Raw genomic sequence first — 16,595 nt, forward strand, 5'->3', positions numbered from 1 at the left:
TAGGCCACCGGAGCCGTTGCGCCAGCGCGCTACTTGCGGACGCGTCCGATCAGGTGGACGGCCCCGCCCCCGGCCAGGGCGGCGGGGATCATGAGGAGCAGCAGCCAGTACGGGCTCCACGAGCCGCCACCGCCGTGGCCCATGGCTGCGGCCGCGACCCCGGATCCGCCCGGATTGGGACCGGAGGCGCTACTGGCGTGCGCGGCATCCACCCCGCTCTGGGGACCATCCGCTCCCGACTGCGCCCCCGATTGAGCACCCGACTGGGCCGTGGCTCCTGCTGCCCCCTTCGCCGCCGTCCGTTGCCCGGTTGCGGGGGCGGAGGCGGCGCGGGAGACGCGCCGGGTGGTGGAAGAGGCGGGTTTGATCCCCGATTTCACCGGGGCGGCGCCCCCTCCCCCGTTCCCCTGTGCGCCGGAGGGATCCTGCGCCCGCGGGGCCTGATTGTCCTGCGAGGGCGGTGTGCCCGGGAGGGTCTGGCCGTCCTGCGAGGGAGGAGGGCCCGGCACGGTGGGTGCGGGCAGCGGGGGCGCCGGGGAGGGGGTGGCGCCACCGCCACCGGGACGCCTCGCCCCTTCGACGGTGACGGTCAGCGCCTGCGGGGCGGCCAGGACCCTGCCCCCGCTGGAGGCCCCAACTGCGATGTGGTAGGTGCCCGGGGCGGAGAACACCCAGTTCCCGTGCATGTGGGTGGACGAGGTGGTGTGGATGGCCGACTTCGACGGGTCGCGCGAGTCGAAGTAGACGGTCGGCGACCCTCCCAGCGATCCGCTCTGGAAGAACGCCACGTAGGCGCCCGCCGGGCCGTCGAGCAGGCGCACGCCGATGTCCACCCCATCGGGCAGGCCTGCGTAGTCGATGCCCTCAGTGGAGAACCCGGGCCAGACGATGTCGGAGTTCTGGGTCTGCGGCAGCACGTAGGAGCCCGTGCCAACGGCGCCTAGCACGTCGTAGCCGGGGTCGGACAGCGACCGGGGGCGCACGTAGTAGGCGTTGGGGTGGACGGCCAGCGTCACGGAGGGCAGTGAGCGCAGCACCGAGGAGCGCGCGGCGATCCGGGTGTCGTCCTTGACGGCCATCCCGTAGGAGGGCCTCCCGTTCCCGTCGGTGCCCTGGGTGACGCGCAGGTCGAGGTGCCCCCGTGAGAGGGTGACGGGGACGGTGAGCAGGTCCGAGGGCCCAGGGTCCGGGGCCGGGGCGGGGGGCGCGGTCGGCGTCGCCGTGGGCGTCGGATCCGGGGCGGCAGTGGGCTGCGGCGACGACGATGGGGACGGGGATGGGGTCGGCGTCGCCGTGGGCGTCGGATCCGGGGCGGCAGTGGGCTGCGGCGACGAGGACGGGGAGGGTTCGGGCGCCCCGCGCAGTTTCAGCGACACCTCGGTGCCGAACTCGTCGGAGACCTTGAGATCCTCGACGCCGGCGGAGGTGAGGGTCGCATTGGACCTGGGGTGGGGGCGCAGGGTGACCCGCATGTACATGGGCTGGTCCTTGCAGACCCCCAGGTCCTGCTCCTTGACGTCCGCGCCCCCGGCGCCCAGTGTGCCCTCAACGGCGCACCAGGGTGTGAAGTCGCCCTTCGTCTCGAAGAACTCGACCTTGTAGGCCGCACGGAGCTGGGGGTCGCGGGCACGGATGGCCACCATGTGGTTATTGGCCCCCGCCGCGCGCGTGTACCGGACGGAGACCGCGCCATCCGCGACGTCGATCGAGTCGGGGTTCCACACCGGGGAGGGGTCGGGATTGGATTCCGGGGCGATCTGCGCAGCGCCCTCGGTCACTGTGACGGCCTGCTGGTCGCGCTGGGAGTATGCCTGGGGCGCGGAGATCCAGCGGGCCGCCGCCCCCGCCCCGTCGGGGATGTAGACGGCTTGGATGCTCGCGTCGGCGTCGCCGAGGAGTTCGCGAGCGGTCGCCTTACCCCCTTCAACGGGCAGTTCCGTGAGGAAGTAGCCGTTGACGGTGAGCCACACGCGCCCAGTGTCGGAGGGGTTGCCCGTGGAGAAGGACATCTCGGTGAGGTGCTGGTCTCCGGGGTGCTCGCGCCCGGAGTACGGGGCCAGGGTGAGGGAGGGCTGGGCGTCGGAGCCGTCCGACCGCTCGGCGCGGGCTGCGCTGTAGGCGGAGCGCACGTCCTTGATCTTCCCCTCTTTGGGGTCCTCTCCCCCGACCTGCCACACGAGGGGGGTGATGGGCGAGGTGTAGAGCGCGGTCCCGTTGGCGGCCCGGGCCGTGACCATGAAGTTGGCCGTGTAGCGACCGGGTTGGGTGAAGGTCGTGTACAGGTGGGTGTGGCGGGGGTTGTAGACACTGCGGTAGGCGATGTCGTGGCTGGAGAGGAAGCGGTAGACGGAGTCCCCGTTGTCGATGAACATCTCCATGCGGCCGGGCCCGTCGACGTTGACGAGGTCGAGGGTGTAGGTCCCACCGTCGAACTCGTCGGGGGCGGCCCATTCGGCGCTGGCATCCGTGCCCAGGCCCGCCCAAATGGGGGTGTTCCCGGGGCCGGGGTTCTGGGGCGCGGCATTGAGGACGGTGCCCTCCCCGCCCAGGAAGGCCAGGTCCGCGCGCCCCTTCGGGATGACGAGTTGGGATTTGGCCTCACCGCTCGCGGCATCGCCGGTCCACGCCTTGGGCAGCCACAGGGCGGTCTTCTCCATCGGCGTGGTGATGGTGTTGAGGGAGAAGGATTTGGTATCCGCGTGCCAGACGGGCACGGGGGCGTCCACGTGCTGTCGGGAGACGATCCAGTCCTTGTCCTGGTCGGGGCCCGCCGAGGCGGCGGGGGCCGCGAGGGACAGCGCGGCGAGGGCGATCACGAGGGCGATCGCCCCCGCTTGGGAGGTTCGTGTCATGGGATGCCTTTTCCAATCACATTGTTAATGAGAATCATTATCTATCCATGCGGCCCCGCGCGCAAACCGCGCACTCACCCCTACTACTCTGGGGGCATGAGAATCGCGACCTGGAACGTCAATTCGATCCGCGCCCGCGCCACCCGCGCCACCGCCTTCCTGGAGCGCTCGGGCACCGACGTCCTCGCCATGCAGGAGACCAAGTGCACACCCGCGCAATTCCCCACCGGGGCCTTCGAGGAGGCCGGCTGCCACGTGGCCGTCCACGGCCTCAACCAGTGGAACGGGGTGGCCGTTGCCTCTCGCCACCCGATCCTGCGCGTCCACGACCACTTCCCCGGCCAGCCCGCCTTCGGCGACCCCGCCGTCGTCGAGGCGCGGGCCCTGGGGGCCGTGATCGACGTCTCCGGTGCCCTCGAGGGCGCCCCCGGGTCCCCCGCGCCGACGGAGTTGACCGTCTGGAGCCTGTACGTGCCCAACGGGCGCGAGCTCGACCACCCGCACTACGCGTACAAGCTGGAGTGGCTGGCCGCGCTGCGCGCCCAGGCGCGCGCGTGGCTCGACGCCGACCCCGCCGCCCTGATCGCCCTGGTCGGCGACTGGAACGTCGCCCCCCAGGACCAGGATGTGTGGGACATGACAGCCTTCGAAGGCGCCACCCACGTCTCCGCCCCCGAACGCGAGGCGTTCGCCGCCTTCGCTGCGGATGGGTGGATCGAGGCCACCCGCCCCCGCACCACCAACTACACCTACTGGGACTACCAGAGACTGCGCTTCCCCAAGAACGAGGGGATGCGCATCGACTTCGCCTACGTCTCCCCCGCCCTCGACGCCCGCATCACCGGCGCGCGGATCGACCGGGACGAACGCAAGGGCAAGGGCGCCTCGGACCACGTCCCGGTGGTCCTCGACGTGCGGTAGTCTGCGGTGTAGCGCACCGGGATCCTTCCCGGGCGTCCTCCCCCGGATACGGGTGCCCGGGGAAGACTGCGCAATAGGAAATACTTCCCTAGGATTCATCTCATGGGTAGACCATCGAAGAAAACACTGTGGATCGCGGGAGCGGCCACCGCGCTCGTCCTCGTGGCGGGAGCCGGCGCCGCCGCCTACGCGGCCCACTACGCGAGCATCGGGCTCCCCCGCGCCTCCGTCGCAGGCGTCCCCATCAGCGGCCTCACCCACGATCAGATCGCCGAGGCCATTGACGCCCGCGCCTCGCAGACCGTGCTCACCGCGACCGTGTCCGGGAAGACCACCGAGCTGCAGCTGGCGGACCTGGGCGTCACCGTCGACGCGCAGGCGAGCGCGGACCAGGCACTGGCCGCCAACGCCTCGATCATGGCGCGTCTGACCGCCCCCTTCCACACGACCCAGACCCCCCTCGTCTACTCCCTGGACGAGGACGCGCTGGCCCGGACCGGATCAGACCTGTCGTTGGCCGCGGGCCCCGCCGCCGTCGAATCGGGCGTGTCGCCCGACGCGGACCAGGGGGCGTTCGTCGCCGTGAGGGGCCACGCCGGCAAGAGCATCGACACTGCGGCGCTGAAGGAGGCCGCGACCTCGTTGGCCGAAACGCTGGCACCGTCCAGCGCGGAGTTCACCGCCTCCGACGTCGAGCCGACCATCGCCTACGCGGACGCCGCCTCCGCCGCCGAGACCGCCAACCGGCTGATCTCCCCAGAAGTGAGCGTCACGGACGGCATCGACACGTACACCGCCGAGGCAGTGGACAAACTCAAGTGGGTGGCGATCACCACCCACAACGGAGCGCTCCAAACGCCCACGATCGACCGGGCGGGAGTGTCGGCGTGGGTGGAGGCAACCGCGGAGTCCACGAACGTCAAGGCCAAGGACGCCATCGACAACGTAGACCCCCAGGGCAATGTCCTGGTTCGCTCCTTCCCGGGCTCGGACGGCCTGGAGGTCGACAACGCCGACGAAGTCGTCTCCGGGATCGTCAGCGCTCTGGAGTCGTCCTCCAACTACGAGGGGGACTTCGACTACAAGAAGACCACAGGATCGACCAGGACGATGGCGGCCATGCCCGGCTACGAGTCATACGCGTACCCCGCCCACGAGGGCGAGAAATGGGTGGACATCAACCTGGCGAACTCCACCCTGACCGCCTACGAGGGCCAGACCGTCGTGCGCGGGCCAGTGGACATCAACCACGGGGGCGTGGGGCACGAGACCATCGTCGGAACCTTCCACGTCTACCAGAAACACGCCGCGCAGGACATGGGCTGCACGCCCGAATGGCCCTACTGCGCGCGGGGCGTTCCGTGGGTGTCCTACTTCGAGGGCTCCTACGCGATGCACGGGGCGCCATGGGTGGCGCGTTTCGGCATCGGATCGGACGCCTCCAGCCACGGCTGCATCAACATGCCCGTTGAAGAGGCGCAGTGGATGTACGACTGGGACGAGATCGGCACCGCAGTGGTCACCCACTACTGATACCGACGCGCCGAGCCCCTAGCGCGCGCCGGGGCAGTCCGTGAGGCCATCGACCATGGAGAGCAGGCGCTCGTTGAGCGCAGGCCAGTTGTCCTTGTGCCATTGCCCGAACGGACGGTCCCCCAGGAAGACGGCGCTGGCCGCCCGCGCGCGGTCGACCCACACGAAGGAACCCGACTGGCCGAAGTGCCCGAAGGTGGCGGGACTGGCCGTGGACGCCGTCCAATGGGGCGACTTCTCCCCCCGGATCTCCACTCCCAGGCCCCACTGGCACGGCGAGTGCCGCCCGTAGCCCGGCACCACGCCCGCCAGGGCGGGGAACTGGACTGCGGCCGCCTCGGCCCCGAGGTCGGCGGGGATCAGTGACGGACGGGTGAGCTCGGCAGCGAAGAGCGACAGATCCGCAGCGCCGCACACCCCCGAGTGGGCGGGCGATCCGGGCACGTCGGCGCTGGCCATGCCCAGCGGGCCGAAGACCGAGCGAGCCACCCAGCGCCGCAGCGGCATCCCCGTCGCTTCCTCGATCATGCCGCCGATGATGTCGAAACCCGCGTTCGAGTAGATGCGCCGCTTCCCGGGGGCCGCCACGGGCTCGCGCGAGTCCAGGGGGAGCCCCGAGGAGTGGGCGAGCAGGTGGCGCAGGGTCGCCCCCGCAGGACCCCCGGGCGAGTCAAGCGCGAGGGCGCCCTGGGACACGGCGACCAGCGCGGACCAGGCGATGATCGGTTTCGTGACCGAGGCGAGCGGCCTCGCTCGCGAGGCGTCCCCCCACGACGCAACGACATCGCCCCCGACCCGCAGGACGAGGGCGATATCGAAGGGGAAGTCCACTGGACTGCTCACGCTGTGGCCTCAGGGGCTTCGCTCATCTCATTGGTCTCACTGATCTTGCGCAGGATCCGCGCGTAGACCTCCGCCACCTCCTCGGGCACCGAGGCGCCCAGGCGCAGAACGTAGTGCGCGGGCAGGTGCAGCAGTTGCACGCACACCGCCAGGAAGTCGGAGACGAACTCGCGCGCGTCGATCGGCTCGTCGGCGTAGCGGGCCGAGACCACGGAGCCGTACCAGTAGCGGATGAGGATCTTCGCCAGTGTGCGAGGCTTGGTCCCGATATCGACGCGGCTCTCCTCGACGAACGCTATGATCATGGAGGTGAGGGCCTCCTCCATCTGGGCGGTGCGGTACTTGTAGTGGACGTGGGCGGGATGGGACTCCGAGGACGCCTCGGCCCACAAGACGCAGTCCAAGGCGATGGCGTTGTCCGCCTCGGGCATCATGGCGAAACGCATTTCCCCGACCGCCCAGTCGACGAAGGACTCGGCGGTGATGCCGCCCTCCTCGAAGCCGCCCTCGACGTCCTCGTTGATGGACACCCTGAATAGGGCGTTCATATCCTCGTGGCGCTGGATCGCGGCCCGCAGAATCGCTTCCTTCGACGGGAAGTGGTAGACGACCGCGGGATGCGAGATCCCCACCCTGCGTCCCAGGTCCCGCAGAGAAAACCCGTTGTAACCACGCTCCGCGATCAGCACCATCGCCGCTGAGAGGATGGATTCGCGAGTCGCCTGGCCAACGGAGTACGCTCCGCGGGGTTTCCTCTGCGCCGTCATATCATCTCCTGCCATCTTCGGGTTTCGCCTTGGACGGCTTGCCACTACACACTATTGCCAGCTTAACGTGAACTCTCAGGGTTCCACAACATTCATGGTCAGCCCATCGAGATCATCGTTAACGTCTACAGTTACAGTTTCCCCGTCAACGACCCCTCCCGCAAGCAACAACGTGGCGAGTCGGTCTCCTACTTCGCGTTGGATCAAGCGGCGCAACGGCCGCGCGCCGTAGGCGGGGTCGTAGCCGACCCGCGTGATCCACCCCTTCGCCGGTTCACTGACCGCCAGGGAGATGCGCCGCGAGGCCAGTCGGCGGGCCATTGTGGCGACCATGAGGTCAACGATCCGCCCGATATCCTCGTTGCTCAGCGCGTCGAAGGTGACGATCTCGTCCAAACGGTTCAAGAACTCGGGGCGGAACGCCGCACGCACCGCCTCCATGACCGCCTCCCTGCTCCGCTCGGCGTCCATCCCCGGATCGGCCAGGAACTGCGAGCCGAGGTTGGAGGTGAGGATGAGGATCGTGTTCCTGAAGTCGACGGTGCGGCCCTGACCATCGGTGAGCCGTCCGTCGTCGAGCACCTGCAAAAGAATGTCGAAGATCTCAGAATGCGCCTTCTCGACCTCGTCGAGGAGGATCACCGAGTAGGGGCGGCGCCTGACGGCCTCCGTCAACTGACCGCCCTGCTCGTAACCGACGTACCCGGGAGGGGCGCCCACCAGGCGCGCCACCGCGTGCTTCTCCGAGTACTCGGACATGTCGATCCGGATCATGGCGCGCTCGTCATCGAAGAGGAACTCCGCGAGGGACTTGGCCAGCTCCGTCTTCCCCACGCCCGTGGGGCCCAGGAAGAGGAAGGACCCGGTGGGCCTGTTGGGGTCGGAGATGCCCGCCCGCGAGCGCCGCACGGCGTCGGAGACCGCTTTCACAGCGTCCTTCTGCCCGATGAGCCGCTTGCCGATCTCGGCCTCCATGTGGAGCAGCTTCTCGGTCTCGGTCTGCAGCAGGCGCCCCGTGGGGATGCCCGTCCACGCCTCGACGACCTCGGCGATCTCCGCCGGGCCGACCTTCTCAGCGATCATCGGCTCCTGGGCGGCGGCCGAGGCCTCGGCGAGCGCCGCGCGCTCCTCCTCGTCCCGGATCTGGCGCTCGACATCGGGGATCTCGCCGTTCTGCAGGCGCCCCGCCTCGTCCCAGCGCCCCTCGCGCACGGCCAGGTCGAGCTGCGTGCGCAGGTTGTCCAGTTGGACGCGCAGGTCGCCGACCCGGTTGTGCCCGGCCTTCTCGGCCTCCCACCGGCTCACGAGCGCGTTGAGCTCCTCCTGCTTGTCCGCCAGGTCGGCGCGCAGTTTCGCGAGGCGCTCGCCGGTGGCCTCGTCCTTCCCGTCGGGATCGGACTCGGTGAGATAGGACTCCTCCATCCGCATGCGGTCGACGCCGCGGCGCAGCTCGTCGATCTCGACGGGGCTGGAGTCGAGCTCCATGCGCAGACGGGAAGCGGCCTCGTCGATCAGGTCGATGGCCTTGTCGGGCAGCTGGCGCCCGGTGATGTAGCGGTTCGACAACTGGGCGGCGGCCACGAGCGCCCCGTCGGAGATCGTCACCTTGTGGTGGGCCTCGTACTTGGGGGCGACGCCGCGAAGGATCGCCACCGTGTCCTCCACGGAGGGCTCGCCGACGAACACCTGCTGGAAACGGCGCTCCAGGGCCGGGTCCTTCTCGATGTTCTCGCGGTACTCGTCCAGGGTGGTCGCACCCACCATGCGCAGCTCCCCGCGCGCCAGCATGGGCTTGAGCATATTGCCCGCGTCCATGGCGCCCTCGGAACCGCCGCCCGCGCCGACGACGGTGTGCAGCTCGTCGATGAAGGTGATGACTTCCCCGTCGCTGCGCTGGATCTCGGCCAGAACGGCCTTGAGCCGTTCCTCGAACTCGCCGCGGTACTTCGCCCCGGCCACCATCGACGCCATGTCGAGCGCGATGAGGCGCTTGTCCCGCAGGGACTCCGGGACGTCCCCGGCGACGATGCGCTGGGCGAGGCCCTCGACGACGGCGGTCTTGCCGACGCCGGGCTCCCCGATGAGGACGGGATTGTTCTTCGTGCGCCGCGACAGCACTTGGACGACGCGGCGGATCTCGTTGTCGCGCCCGATGACGGGATCGAGTTTGCCCTCGCGGGCGACTTCGGTCAGGTCGCGCCCGTACTTGGCCAGCGCTTCGAAGGACCCCTCAGGGTCGGGGCTGGTCAGGGGCTCGGGGCGCAGTTGGGCCAGGGCGGCCGCCAAATCCTCGGCATCGGCGCCCCCCTCCGTGATGATGCGCCCGGCCTCGCTGTCTGAGGCCGCGGTCGCGATGAGGAGGTGCTCGGTCGAGACGTACCGGTCGCCGGCCTTCGCGGCGCGGTCGCTCGCGTCGGCGACCACCGCCATGAGGGCGCGCGAGGTCCGGGGCTGGGCCGCGGCGCCCTGCGTTCGGGGCAGGGCGACCAGGGCGTTCCTGGTCCGCGCGCCGATCCGGGTGCGGTCGGCGCCCGTCTTCTCCAGCAGGGAGGCCGCGATCCCCTCGGGCTGCTCGAGGAGCGCGGCGAGCAGGTGGATGGGCTCCACTTGCGGATTGCCTGCCGCAGCGGCGGATTGGAGCGCCGAGGCGATGGCCTCCTGCGCCTTCGTGGTGAACTCTGTGCTCATGTTGTCTCCTTCGGATGCGTCGCATCCACACGTGCGCCGGTCTGCTCCGGCGCGTCCTGCTGAAGTCAACGAACTTAAAGTTGAGTCTATTCCACTCAAGTTATGGACCCGCAGTGGCATGAGCAACACCGGCTCCGCCCCCGCTGGCTGAATGCGGGAAGGGTGCTCGGCGCGCCGCGCCGAGCACCCACGGGGCGCCTAAGAGGAAGGCGGGAGCCACGCCGGGCCGTCGAAGCCCCGCTGGCGCCCTCCGCCCCCGTCATCCGGGGGCGCCGACCCGCCCCCCGGCTGCCCGAAGCACTCGCCAGCCGCACGGAAGAGCTGCAGGGTCGTCGCCAGGGCGCACATGCACTGCTGGACCAGTTGGGCGTCGGTCGCCCCGTACTCGTAGTCGCTGTTGACCTCGGCCACCAGCCGCAGGCCGCCTTTCGCCTCGCGGTGGAAGTACGCCTTCGGCCACAGGTACTCGCGGTGCCAGCCCTCCAGGAAGAGCAGCAGTTCCGCCTCGTACTTGGCGGGGATCGTCTGGCCCATGAAGGCGATGATCGACAGGACCTCCTGCGAGTCCCCGAGGAAGCGGAAGCAGAACAGCTGTCCCTCCCACGTCCCGCGCAGGTCCCCGTCCTGATCGATCTCCCATTCCCACCCCTCGCCGTCGAAGAGCAGACCGACCCTCTCCTGCGAGATCGGGCGGACCATGTCGAAGCGATGGGCCTCGAACTCGGAGTTGCCCGTGCGCACCCCACCGCCGGAGGCACTGGGCTCGTACCCCCACGGATCTATGGGCCCCTGAGCGCCGTCGGGGCGTTCGGAGTCGTTGGGATCGGAGCCGCCATCAGCGCCCTTTCTCCAAAACCATCCCATGATTCTTCCTCTTAACTCCCTATATCGATATCGCGGGCGAGCTCGCTGAAAAAGTCTTGTGCGAGCGCGATGGCGTTCGCGATCTGGCGCACCAGGTGCGCGTCGGTCGCCCCGCACTGCCAGCCGACGACGGTCTCCGCGACCACGCGCACGGTCCCGTCGTCGTCGATGCGATGGGAGCATTTTGGCCACGGCCTGGTGCGGTGCCACTGCAGGATCGACCGCCGGACAGCCTCGAGGGCATCGATCGGAACAGCCTCCTTCCAGACCGTCACAATCTGGAGGACCTGCCGGTCGCGCCCGGCCAGTATCAGGAAGTAGGGGCTACCGCCCCACGTCCCCGTGAGCTCGCCGTCGTCATCGACGCTCCAAGCGAGCCCCTGGGAATCGAGGAGGCTCTTGAGACGATCGTAGGTGACGGGACGGACGCGGTCGGCGGATGTCGCGGGCCGCGCCGACGTGGCTTCTTGTCGCATCAGTTCCCCTCTCCTGTCCTCAATGGTGTAATCCGCCTCATACACCTACATCAACAGTAGCCCAGAATCCGCAGAAAACCAATGGTTCGCGGGCACGAGGCGAACACCCGCCCCAGCGCGGCCGCAGCCCCCGCCACCACCCGCGGACCAAAACCGCAGGTCATGGGCGGAATGCACGACGTCCGCACACATCCGGGGCGCACCAGCACCGCGCCACGATGAGCATAACGTGACGACGAACACAGGTCAATTGTAGAGCGGGGTGGGTCTACTCTCCTCCCATTCGGCCTCCCACTACCCTCGATCGGCACCGGGCCCCGCCGGGGCACCGTCCTCCAATGGCCCGGGCGGCCCCGACTGAACGGTCCCCGGACCCGGGGAGCGCCCCCGAGTCCCAGCCGACGGGGGCTGAGACCCCTGCGAAGGAGCCATCCGCGCGCCCGGGGGCGGGAAGGACGCACCGGGCGGGACCTCCAGAACGCCAGTCCCTGGAGGCGCGGGCAACTCCGCCCGCGGTCTCGCCGACCGCGCCACCGCGCGCCGCAGGAGGACCTCGAAGGGGCCGCGCTCGAATCCGACGACCTCGAGGCCGAAACACAGCACCACGGTCGCCACCCACACGAACACGGCGATCACGGCACCCCACGCGTCGGAGACCGCGGGAACGCCAGCGAGCCCCATGCCGCCCAGGACCACCACGAAGAGGATCGTCTGGCCGAGGTAGGCGGTCATCGAGCGCTTGCCGACCGCGGCGAGCACCCGCCGGATCCCCCGGGGCTCCCCGACCCCCGCGAAGAGCGCGAACAGCGCCAGCCACGCGCACGCCCCCGCGATGCCGGTGACATGGAAGAGGACGACGCTCCACACTGGTACCGGCAACACCATCCCGGACACCCCCAGTCCGTAGGGGAGCGAGCCGACGACGCCGATCAGCATGCCCGCGACCGCGACCGCCCACAGCAGGCCCCGATGCCGGTCGGGGCGCGCGAGGATGTCCGTCTGCCCCAAGCGCGCGCCGATCATGAACGCCGGGACGACCATCGAGATGAGCACCGTGATCAGCGCCGTCATCGCCCACTGGGTGACGGAGGTGAGCACGGAGTAGACCGAGAGGGAAGCGTGCGGGTGGACCACGGAGCCCAGATCGCTCAGGCTGGCCTTCCAGAAGCCGACCCCAATCAAACTGCACGCGCTCACCAACCCGATGACGCACCCCCACACCGCCATCCACATGTTCTTCCTGCGCGCGACCACTCCCGCGAAGAGGACGGCGACGATGCCGTAAGCGCCGATGATGTCGCCCGCGAAGACGATGCCGTGCACGAACCCGAAGAGGATCATCCACCATCCGCGGCGGCGCACCAGGCGCGCGGCGTCGTCGGTGGCATCCTGGCGGACGAGGGCCTCCCATTGCGCCGCCACGTGGGGCGCCCACGACGCCCGCACCTGCGGATCCACCAACTGGTGGGCGGCCTCGACATCGCGCTCGATGCGGCGCCGCACCATCGTCGCGACGCCGAAACCGAAGAGGAGGGCGAAAAGCGGGTACCCCCGCCGATCAACGAGCGCGGCGCGGATGAGGATCCACCAGCGGTCCGCGGAGGAGGAGCCACCGGGGGAGGCGGGGAAGTACCGCAGCCAGTAGGGGACGTTCGCGAGCGCGATGAGCAGCAGCATGAAGCCGCGCGCGACATCGGGCGCGGGGTAGCGCACCGAGCGCCCACCGGTGAAGGACAGGGAGGACATGGATGAGGGCCTTTCAGTTCCGCCCGCCGCGCTGGGCACTGGCCCCCGCAGCGGGCACCGGCGCCGGATCCCTGGCGCCGCGCTCCTGGTGCACTACTGGCGCTGGATTCCTGACATCATGATGTCCACTTGGATATTGCGGCGCCGCTTGTTCGTCTTCACGACCAGCACGATGCCGAGGATCAGCACGCCCACGCCGGCCACCCCCACCACCGTGGACCAGATGAGGCTGCTGCGCGCGGTGTTCTGCAGAACGTCACCGGAGAAGGGCACTCCGACGAACGTGGCGGTGTCGGACACGCCTGCGCATTCGACCGTGTACGAGCCGGGCTGCAGCCCCTCAGCGGCGAACGTGCTCCCGGCGCTGTCCTGCTTCTGCATCGCATGGGACTGGCCGCCGGAGTCGGTCAGGGCGCATGCCGTCGCGGTGTCGGGCGGCACGACCTGCAGGAAGTACCCGTCCTGGGATTCCAGGGTGACGCCACCGCCATTGGAGAGCCGTTGAACCCCGGCGGCCGCGTTCGTGATCTCGTCGCTGATTGAGGACACGGCGGTGGTGAAGAAGACGACGGGGGCGACGATGATCATGAGCACCAGGCCCAAGACGATGCACAGCACGCCGGGCACACGGCTGGGGAGCTGCGGCGGCGCCGCGTAAGCCGCAGGGGCCGCCTGCTGCCCGTAGGCGAACCCGGACTGCTCCGGAGCGGCCTGCTGCCCGTACTGCGGCCAGGGCGTGGCGGGCTGGTCGGGCTGCTGCCCCGCGAACGGGGCCTTATTCCCGTCGTCGGGCGCGGGAGTCGACATGGATCCTCCTCGGAACGGGATCATCGGAGTGGGAGTGGTGCCGCCAGCATAGTGGAATCTGTCGGGCCCGTCACCGTTAGTCCCAATCTATGCGCGCCGCGCAACCTCGTGGGACGCACCGCAACGCCGGTGCCTTGACAGTCCTCCAGGTAGCCCCGCCCAGGGCCCGCGGGACGCACCGCATCGCCGATGCCTTGACAGGGCGCCACCGGCATTGATGGGATAGCGCCCATGCCAACGCCCCACGCACCCGGTGCCCCCTCCCCCCACTCCCGCCCGGCCGGGGCTGTCGCGGCCGACCTCGGGACCGACGCCCCAACCGGCCTGAGCGCCCGATCCGCGGCCGACCGACTGGCCGCCGACGGGCCCAACGAGCTCCCCTCAAAGCCCCCGGTGCCCGCCTGGAAGCGCTTCCTGGGCCAGTTCAACGACCCTCTCGTATACCTGCTGCTGGCCGCCATTGCCATCTCCACCGCCGCCTGGGTCCTGGAGGGCGCCGAGGGCGCACCGGTGGACTCCATCGTCATCCTGGCCGTCGTCACCCTCAACGCGGTCCTCGGCTTCGTCCAGGAGAACAAGGCCGCCGACGCCGTCGCCGCCCTGTCCGCGATGACCGAGGCGACCTCCACCGTGCTGCGCGACGGCTCGCGCCTGGTCATCCCCTCCTCCGAGCTCGTGGTGGGCGACGTGCTCGTCCTGGGCGAGGGCGACCAGGTCGGCGCCGACGCGCGCCTGCTCTCAGCCGCCGCCCTGCGCGTGGTCGAGTCCTCCCTGACCGGTGAGGCCGATGCTGTCGTCAAGACCCCCGAGGCGGTCGGCGCCGACACCGACCTGGCCGACCGCACTTGCATGGTCTACCGGGGCACGTCCGTGGCCCAGGGGACGGGGCGCGCCGTCGTTGTCGCCACCGGGGCGGTCACCGAGATGGGCGCGATCGCGCGGATGCTCGACTCCGTCGAGGAGGAGGACACGCCCCTGCAGAAGGAGATCCACTCGATCTCCAAGATGCTGGGGATCGTCGTGGTCGTCATCGCCGTCGTCGTTGTGGGAACCCTGTTGCTCCTGGCGACCGACCGCACGCCTGACACGATCGTCCACTCCCTGTTGCTGGGGGTCTCACTGGCCGTGGCCGCGGTGCCCGAGGGACTGCCCGCGATCCTGTCGGTGGTCCTGGCCCTGGGCGTGCAGCGCATGGCCGTCCACAAGGCCGTGGTCAAGAAACTCACCAGCGTGGAGACCCTCGGCTCCGCCTCCGTCATCTGCTCGGACAAGACCGGCACGCTCACCCGCTCGGAGATGACGGTCCAGGAGGTCGTCACCGCCTCGGGCACGTGTGTGGTCACGGGTATCGGGTACGCGCCCGACGGCGAGGTCGCCCCCGACGCCGACCGCGACGGCCGGCCCGACGCCGATCCCCTCGAAGGGCCCCTGCGCGACGAGGCCACCGTGGTCCTCTCCGGCGGGACACTGGCCTCCGACGCCGAGCTCAGCGCCGACGAGGACGTGTGGAGCGTCGTCGGCGACCCGACAGAGGGGGCCTTCCTGGTCGCGGAGAAGAAGCTCGGCACGGACGGGCACCGCGAGGGCCGCTTCGAGCGCGTCGGCGAGGTCCCCTTCACCTCCGAGCGCAAGATGATGTCGGTGCTGCTCACCGACACCGCCCACGGCACGGTCATCATGTCCAAGGGGGCCCCCGACGTCCTCATGGAGTGCTGCTCGCGGGTGCGCGTGGGCGACGCCGACACCGAGCTGACCGCTCAGGTCCGGGCCCGGTTCGTCGAACACATCGCGGACATGTCGGGCCGGGCGCTGCGCACCCTGGGGGTTGGCTACCGGATCCTCACCGACGAAGAGGCCGCCCGGGTGCGCAGGGCCGCCGACTCCGACGGCGGGGCGGACCTGTCCGACTTGGAGAGGGACCTGGTGCTGGCGGGCGTCGTCGGCATCATCGACCCACCGCGCCCCGAGGCGGCCGCAGCGGTGGCCGAGGCGCACCGGGCGGGCGTGCGCGTCCTCATGATCACCGGCGACCACCCGGCCACCGCCGGGCGCATCGCGGCCGACCTGGGCATCGTCGAACGCGGCGCCCCGGTCCTGACCGGCCGCGAGTTGGAGGGGATGGACGACGGCGCCCTGTCCCGGGCCGTGGCCGCCACCAGCGTGTACGCGCGCGTCGCCCCCGAGCACAAGATGCGGATCGTCCACGCCCTGAAGTCCCAGGGCCACACGGTCTCCATGACCGGCGACGGAGTCAACGACGCCCCCGCCCTGCGCGCCGCGGACATCGGCGTGGCCATGGGAGTCACAGGGACCCAGGTGGCCAAGGAGGCCGCCACGATGGTTCTGGCGGACGACAATTTCGCCACCATCGTCGACGCCGTGCGCGAGGGCCGGCGCATTTTCGACAACATCAAGAAGTTCCTGCGCTTCCTGCTGTCCTCCAACATGGGCGAGGTCCTCACCGTCTTCGGCGGCGTGGTGCTGTCGGGCGCCATCGGCCTGAGCGGGCACAGCGAGTCCGGCGTCGTCCTGCCGCTGCTGGCCACCCAGATCCTGTGGATCAACCTGGTCACCGACTCCGGGCCTGCCCTGGCCATGGGTGTGGACCCCTCGGTGGAGGACGTTATGGCCCGCCCGCCGCGCAAGCCCACGGACCGGGTGGTCGACGGCGCCATGTGGAGCGGCGTGATGCTGGTCGGCGCGGTCATGGCCGCCTCCACCCTGGCCACGCTGGACATCTTCCTGCCCGGCGGCCTCATCGAGACCTCCCTGTCCACGGACGGCCTCGACACCGCGCGCACAGCGGCTTTCTCCACCCTGGTCCTGGCGCAGTTGTTCAACACACTCAACTCCCGTTCGGAGACGGTCAGCGCCTTCAGCCATGTCTTCGTCAACAAGTGGCTGTGGGGTGCGATCGGCCTGACCCTGGTGCTCCAGGTCGCCGTGGTGGAGGTGCCCTTCCTTCAGGCGGCCTTCTCGACGACATCGCTGGACCCGGTTCACTGGGCGGTCGTCATCGTCATGGCCTCCCTGGTCCTGTGGGTCGACGAGCTGCGCAAGCTCGTGGCCCGGGTCCGCGCGCGCTGATCCGCACCGCC

The 16,595-nt window shown here is 69.9% G+C and carries 11 protein-coding genes; 3 read left to right on the forward strand and 8 right to left on the reverse strand.

Annotation, left to right across the window (positions count from 1 at the left end):
* Positions 1–29 precede the first annotated feature (29 nt).
* A complete protein-coding gene (locus G447_RS0100905; RefSeq protein WP_026429696.1) occupies positions 30–2,852 on the reverse strand; it encodes a choice-of-anchor M domain-containing protein in 2,823 nt (940 codons plus the stop codon).
* 96 nt (positions 2,853–2,948) lie between these two features.
* Between G447_RS0100905 and G447_RS0100910 the strand changes: the two genes are divergently transcribed.
* Positions 2,949–3,773: an exodeoxyribonuclease III gene (locus tag G447_RS0100910; RefSeq protein WP_026429697.1), complete on the forward strand. Its 825-nt coding sequence runs from the start codon at positions 2,949–2,951 to the stop codon at positions 3,771–3,773.
* Positions 3,774–3,875: 102 nt separating this feature from the next.
* The gene (locus G447_RS0100915; protein WP_026429698.1) at positions 3,876–5,306 is read left to right on the forward strand and encodes a L,D-transpeptidase; all 1,431 of its coding nucleotides are present in this window, start codon (positions 3,876–3,878) and stop codon (positions 5,304–5,306) included.
* A gap of 18 nt (positions 5,307–5,324) precedes the next feature.
* On the opposite strand, the gene G447_RS0100920 is transcribed toward G447_RS0100915, so the two are convergent.
* From G447_RS0100920 to G447_RS0100950, 7 genes are all read right to left on the reverse strand, one after another.
* The gene (locus tag G447_RS0100920) at positions 5,325–6,137 is read right to left on the reverse strand and encodes a serine hydrolase domain-containing protein (RefSeq protein ID WP_026429699.1); all 813 of its coding nucleotides are present in this window, start codon (positions 6,135–6,137) and stop codon (positions 5,325–5,327) included.
* Positions 6,138–6,145: 8 nt separating this feature from the next.
* Entirely contained in the window at positions 6,146–6,916 is a 771-nt protein-coding gene (locus tag G447_RS0100925) for a TetR/AcrR family transcriptional regulator (protein ID WP_005871921.1), read from the reverse strand.
* Between the two features lie 75 nt (positions 6,917–6,991).
* Positions 6,992–9,604: an ATP-dependent chaperone ClpB gene (clpB, locus tag G447_RS0100930; RefSeq protein ID WP_026429700.1), complete on the reverse strand. Its 2,613-nt coding sequence runs from the start codon at positions 9,602–9,604 to the stop codon at positions 6,992–6,994.
* 198 nt (positions 9,605–9,802) lie between these two features.
* Positions 9,803–10,468 (reverse strand): type III secretion system chaperone family protein, encoded by a 666-nt coding sequence (locus G447_RS10780; protein WP_026429701.1) that lies wholly within the window; start codon positions 10,466–10,468, stop codon positions 9,803–9,805.
* A gap of 11 nt (positions 10,469–10,479) precedes the next feature.
* Positions 10,480–10,944, reverse strand: coding sequence for a YbjN domain-containing protein (locus tag G447_RS0100940; protein ID WP_005871935.1), 465 nt, complete (start codon positions 10,942–10,944; stop codon positions 10,480–10,482).
* A gap of 294 nt (positions 10,945–11,238) precedes the next feature.
* Positions 11,239–12,690: a DUF418 domain-containing protein gene (locus G447_RS0100945; RefSeq protein WP_026429702.1), complete on the reverse strand. Its 1,452-nt coding sequence runs from the start codon at positions 12,688–12,690 to the stop codon at positions 11,239–11,241.
* A gap of 93 nt (positions 12,691–12,783) precedes the next feature.
* Positions 12,784–13,497 carry a hypothetical protein gene (locus tag G447_RS0100950; RefSeq protein WP_026429703.1) on the reverse strand — a complete coding sequence of 238 codons (714 nt, stop codon included), beginning with the start codon at positions 13,495–13,497 and terminating at the stop codon, positions 12,784–12,786.
* A 231-nt stretch (positions 13,498–13,728) separates the two neighbouring features.
* Here G447_RS0100950 and G447_RS0100955 point away from each other — a divergent pair, with 231 nt between their 5' ends.
* Positions 13,729–16,584 carry a cation-translocating P-type ATPase gene (locus G447_RS0100955; RefSeq protein ID WP_026429704.1) on the forward strand — a complete coding sequence of 952 codons (2,856 nt, stop codon included), beginning with the start codon at positions 13,729–13,731 and terminating at the stop codon, positions 16,582–16,584.
* Positions 16,585–16,595: the final 11 nt, after the last annotated feature.

The organism is Schaalia georgiae DSM 6843 (assembly GCF_000429245.1).
Classification (GTDB): Bacteria; Actinomycetota; Actinomycetes; order Actinomycetales; family Actinomycetaceae; genus Pauljensenia; species Pauljensenia georgiae.

Excerpts from the sequence above, each read along its gene's own strand:
- G447_RS0100905 (WP_026429696.1), bottom strand. The coding sequence starts at position 2,852 with ATGACACGAACCTCCCAAGCGGGGGCGATCGCCCTCGTGATCGCCCTC.
- G447_RS0100910 (WP_026429697.1), top strand. The coding sequence starts at position 2,949 with ATGAGAATCGCGACCTGGAACGTCAATTCGATCCGCGCCCGCGCCACC.
- G447_RS0100915 (WP_026429698.1), top strand. The coding sequence starts at position 3,876 with ATGGGTAGACCATCGAAGAAAACACTGTGGATCGCGGGAGCGGCCACC.
- G447_RS0100925 (WP_005871921.1), bottom strand. The coding sequence starts at position 6,916 with ATGACGGCGCAGAGGAAACCCCGCGGAGCGTACTCCGTTGGCCAGGCG.
- clpB (WP_026429700.1), bottom strand. The coding sequence starts at position 9,604 with ATGAGCACAGAGTTCACCACGAAGGCGCAGGAGGCCATCGCCTCGGCG.
- G447_RS10780 (WP_026429701.1), bottom strand. The coding sequence starts at position 10,468 with ATGGGATGGTTTTGGAGAAAGGGCGCTGATGGCGGCTCCGATCCCAAC.
- G447_RS0100940 (WP_005871935.1), bottom strand. The coding sequence starts at position 10,944 with ATGCGACAAGAAGCCACGTCGGCGCGGCCCGCGACATCCGCCGACCGC.
- G447_RS0100945 (WP_026429702.1), bottom strand. The coding sequence starts at position 12,690 with ATGTCCTCCCTGTCCTTCACCGGTGGGCGCTCGGTGCGCTACCCCGCG.
- G447_RS0100950 (WP_026429703.1), bottom strand. The coding sequence starts at position 13,497 with ATGTCGACTCCCGCGCCCGACGACGGGAATAAGGCCCCGTTCGCGGGG.
- G447_RS0100955 (WP_026429704.1), top strand. The coding sequence starts at position 13,729 with ATGCCAACGCCCCACGCACCCGGTGCCCCCTCCCCCCACTCCCGCCCG.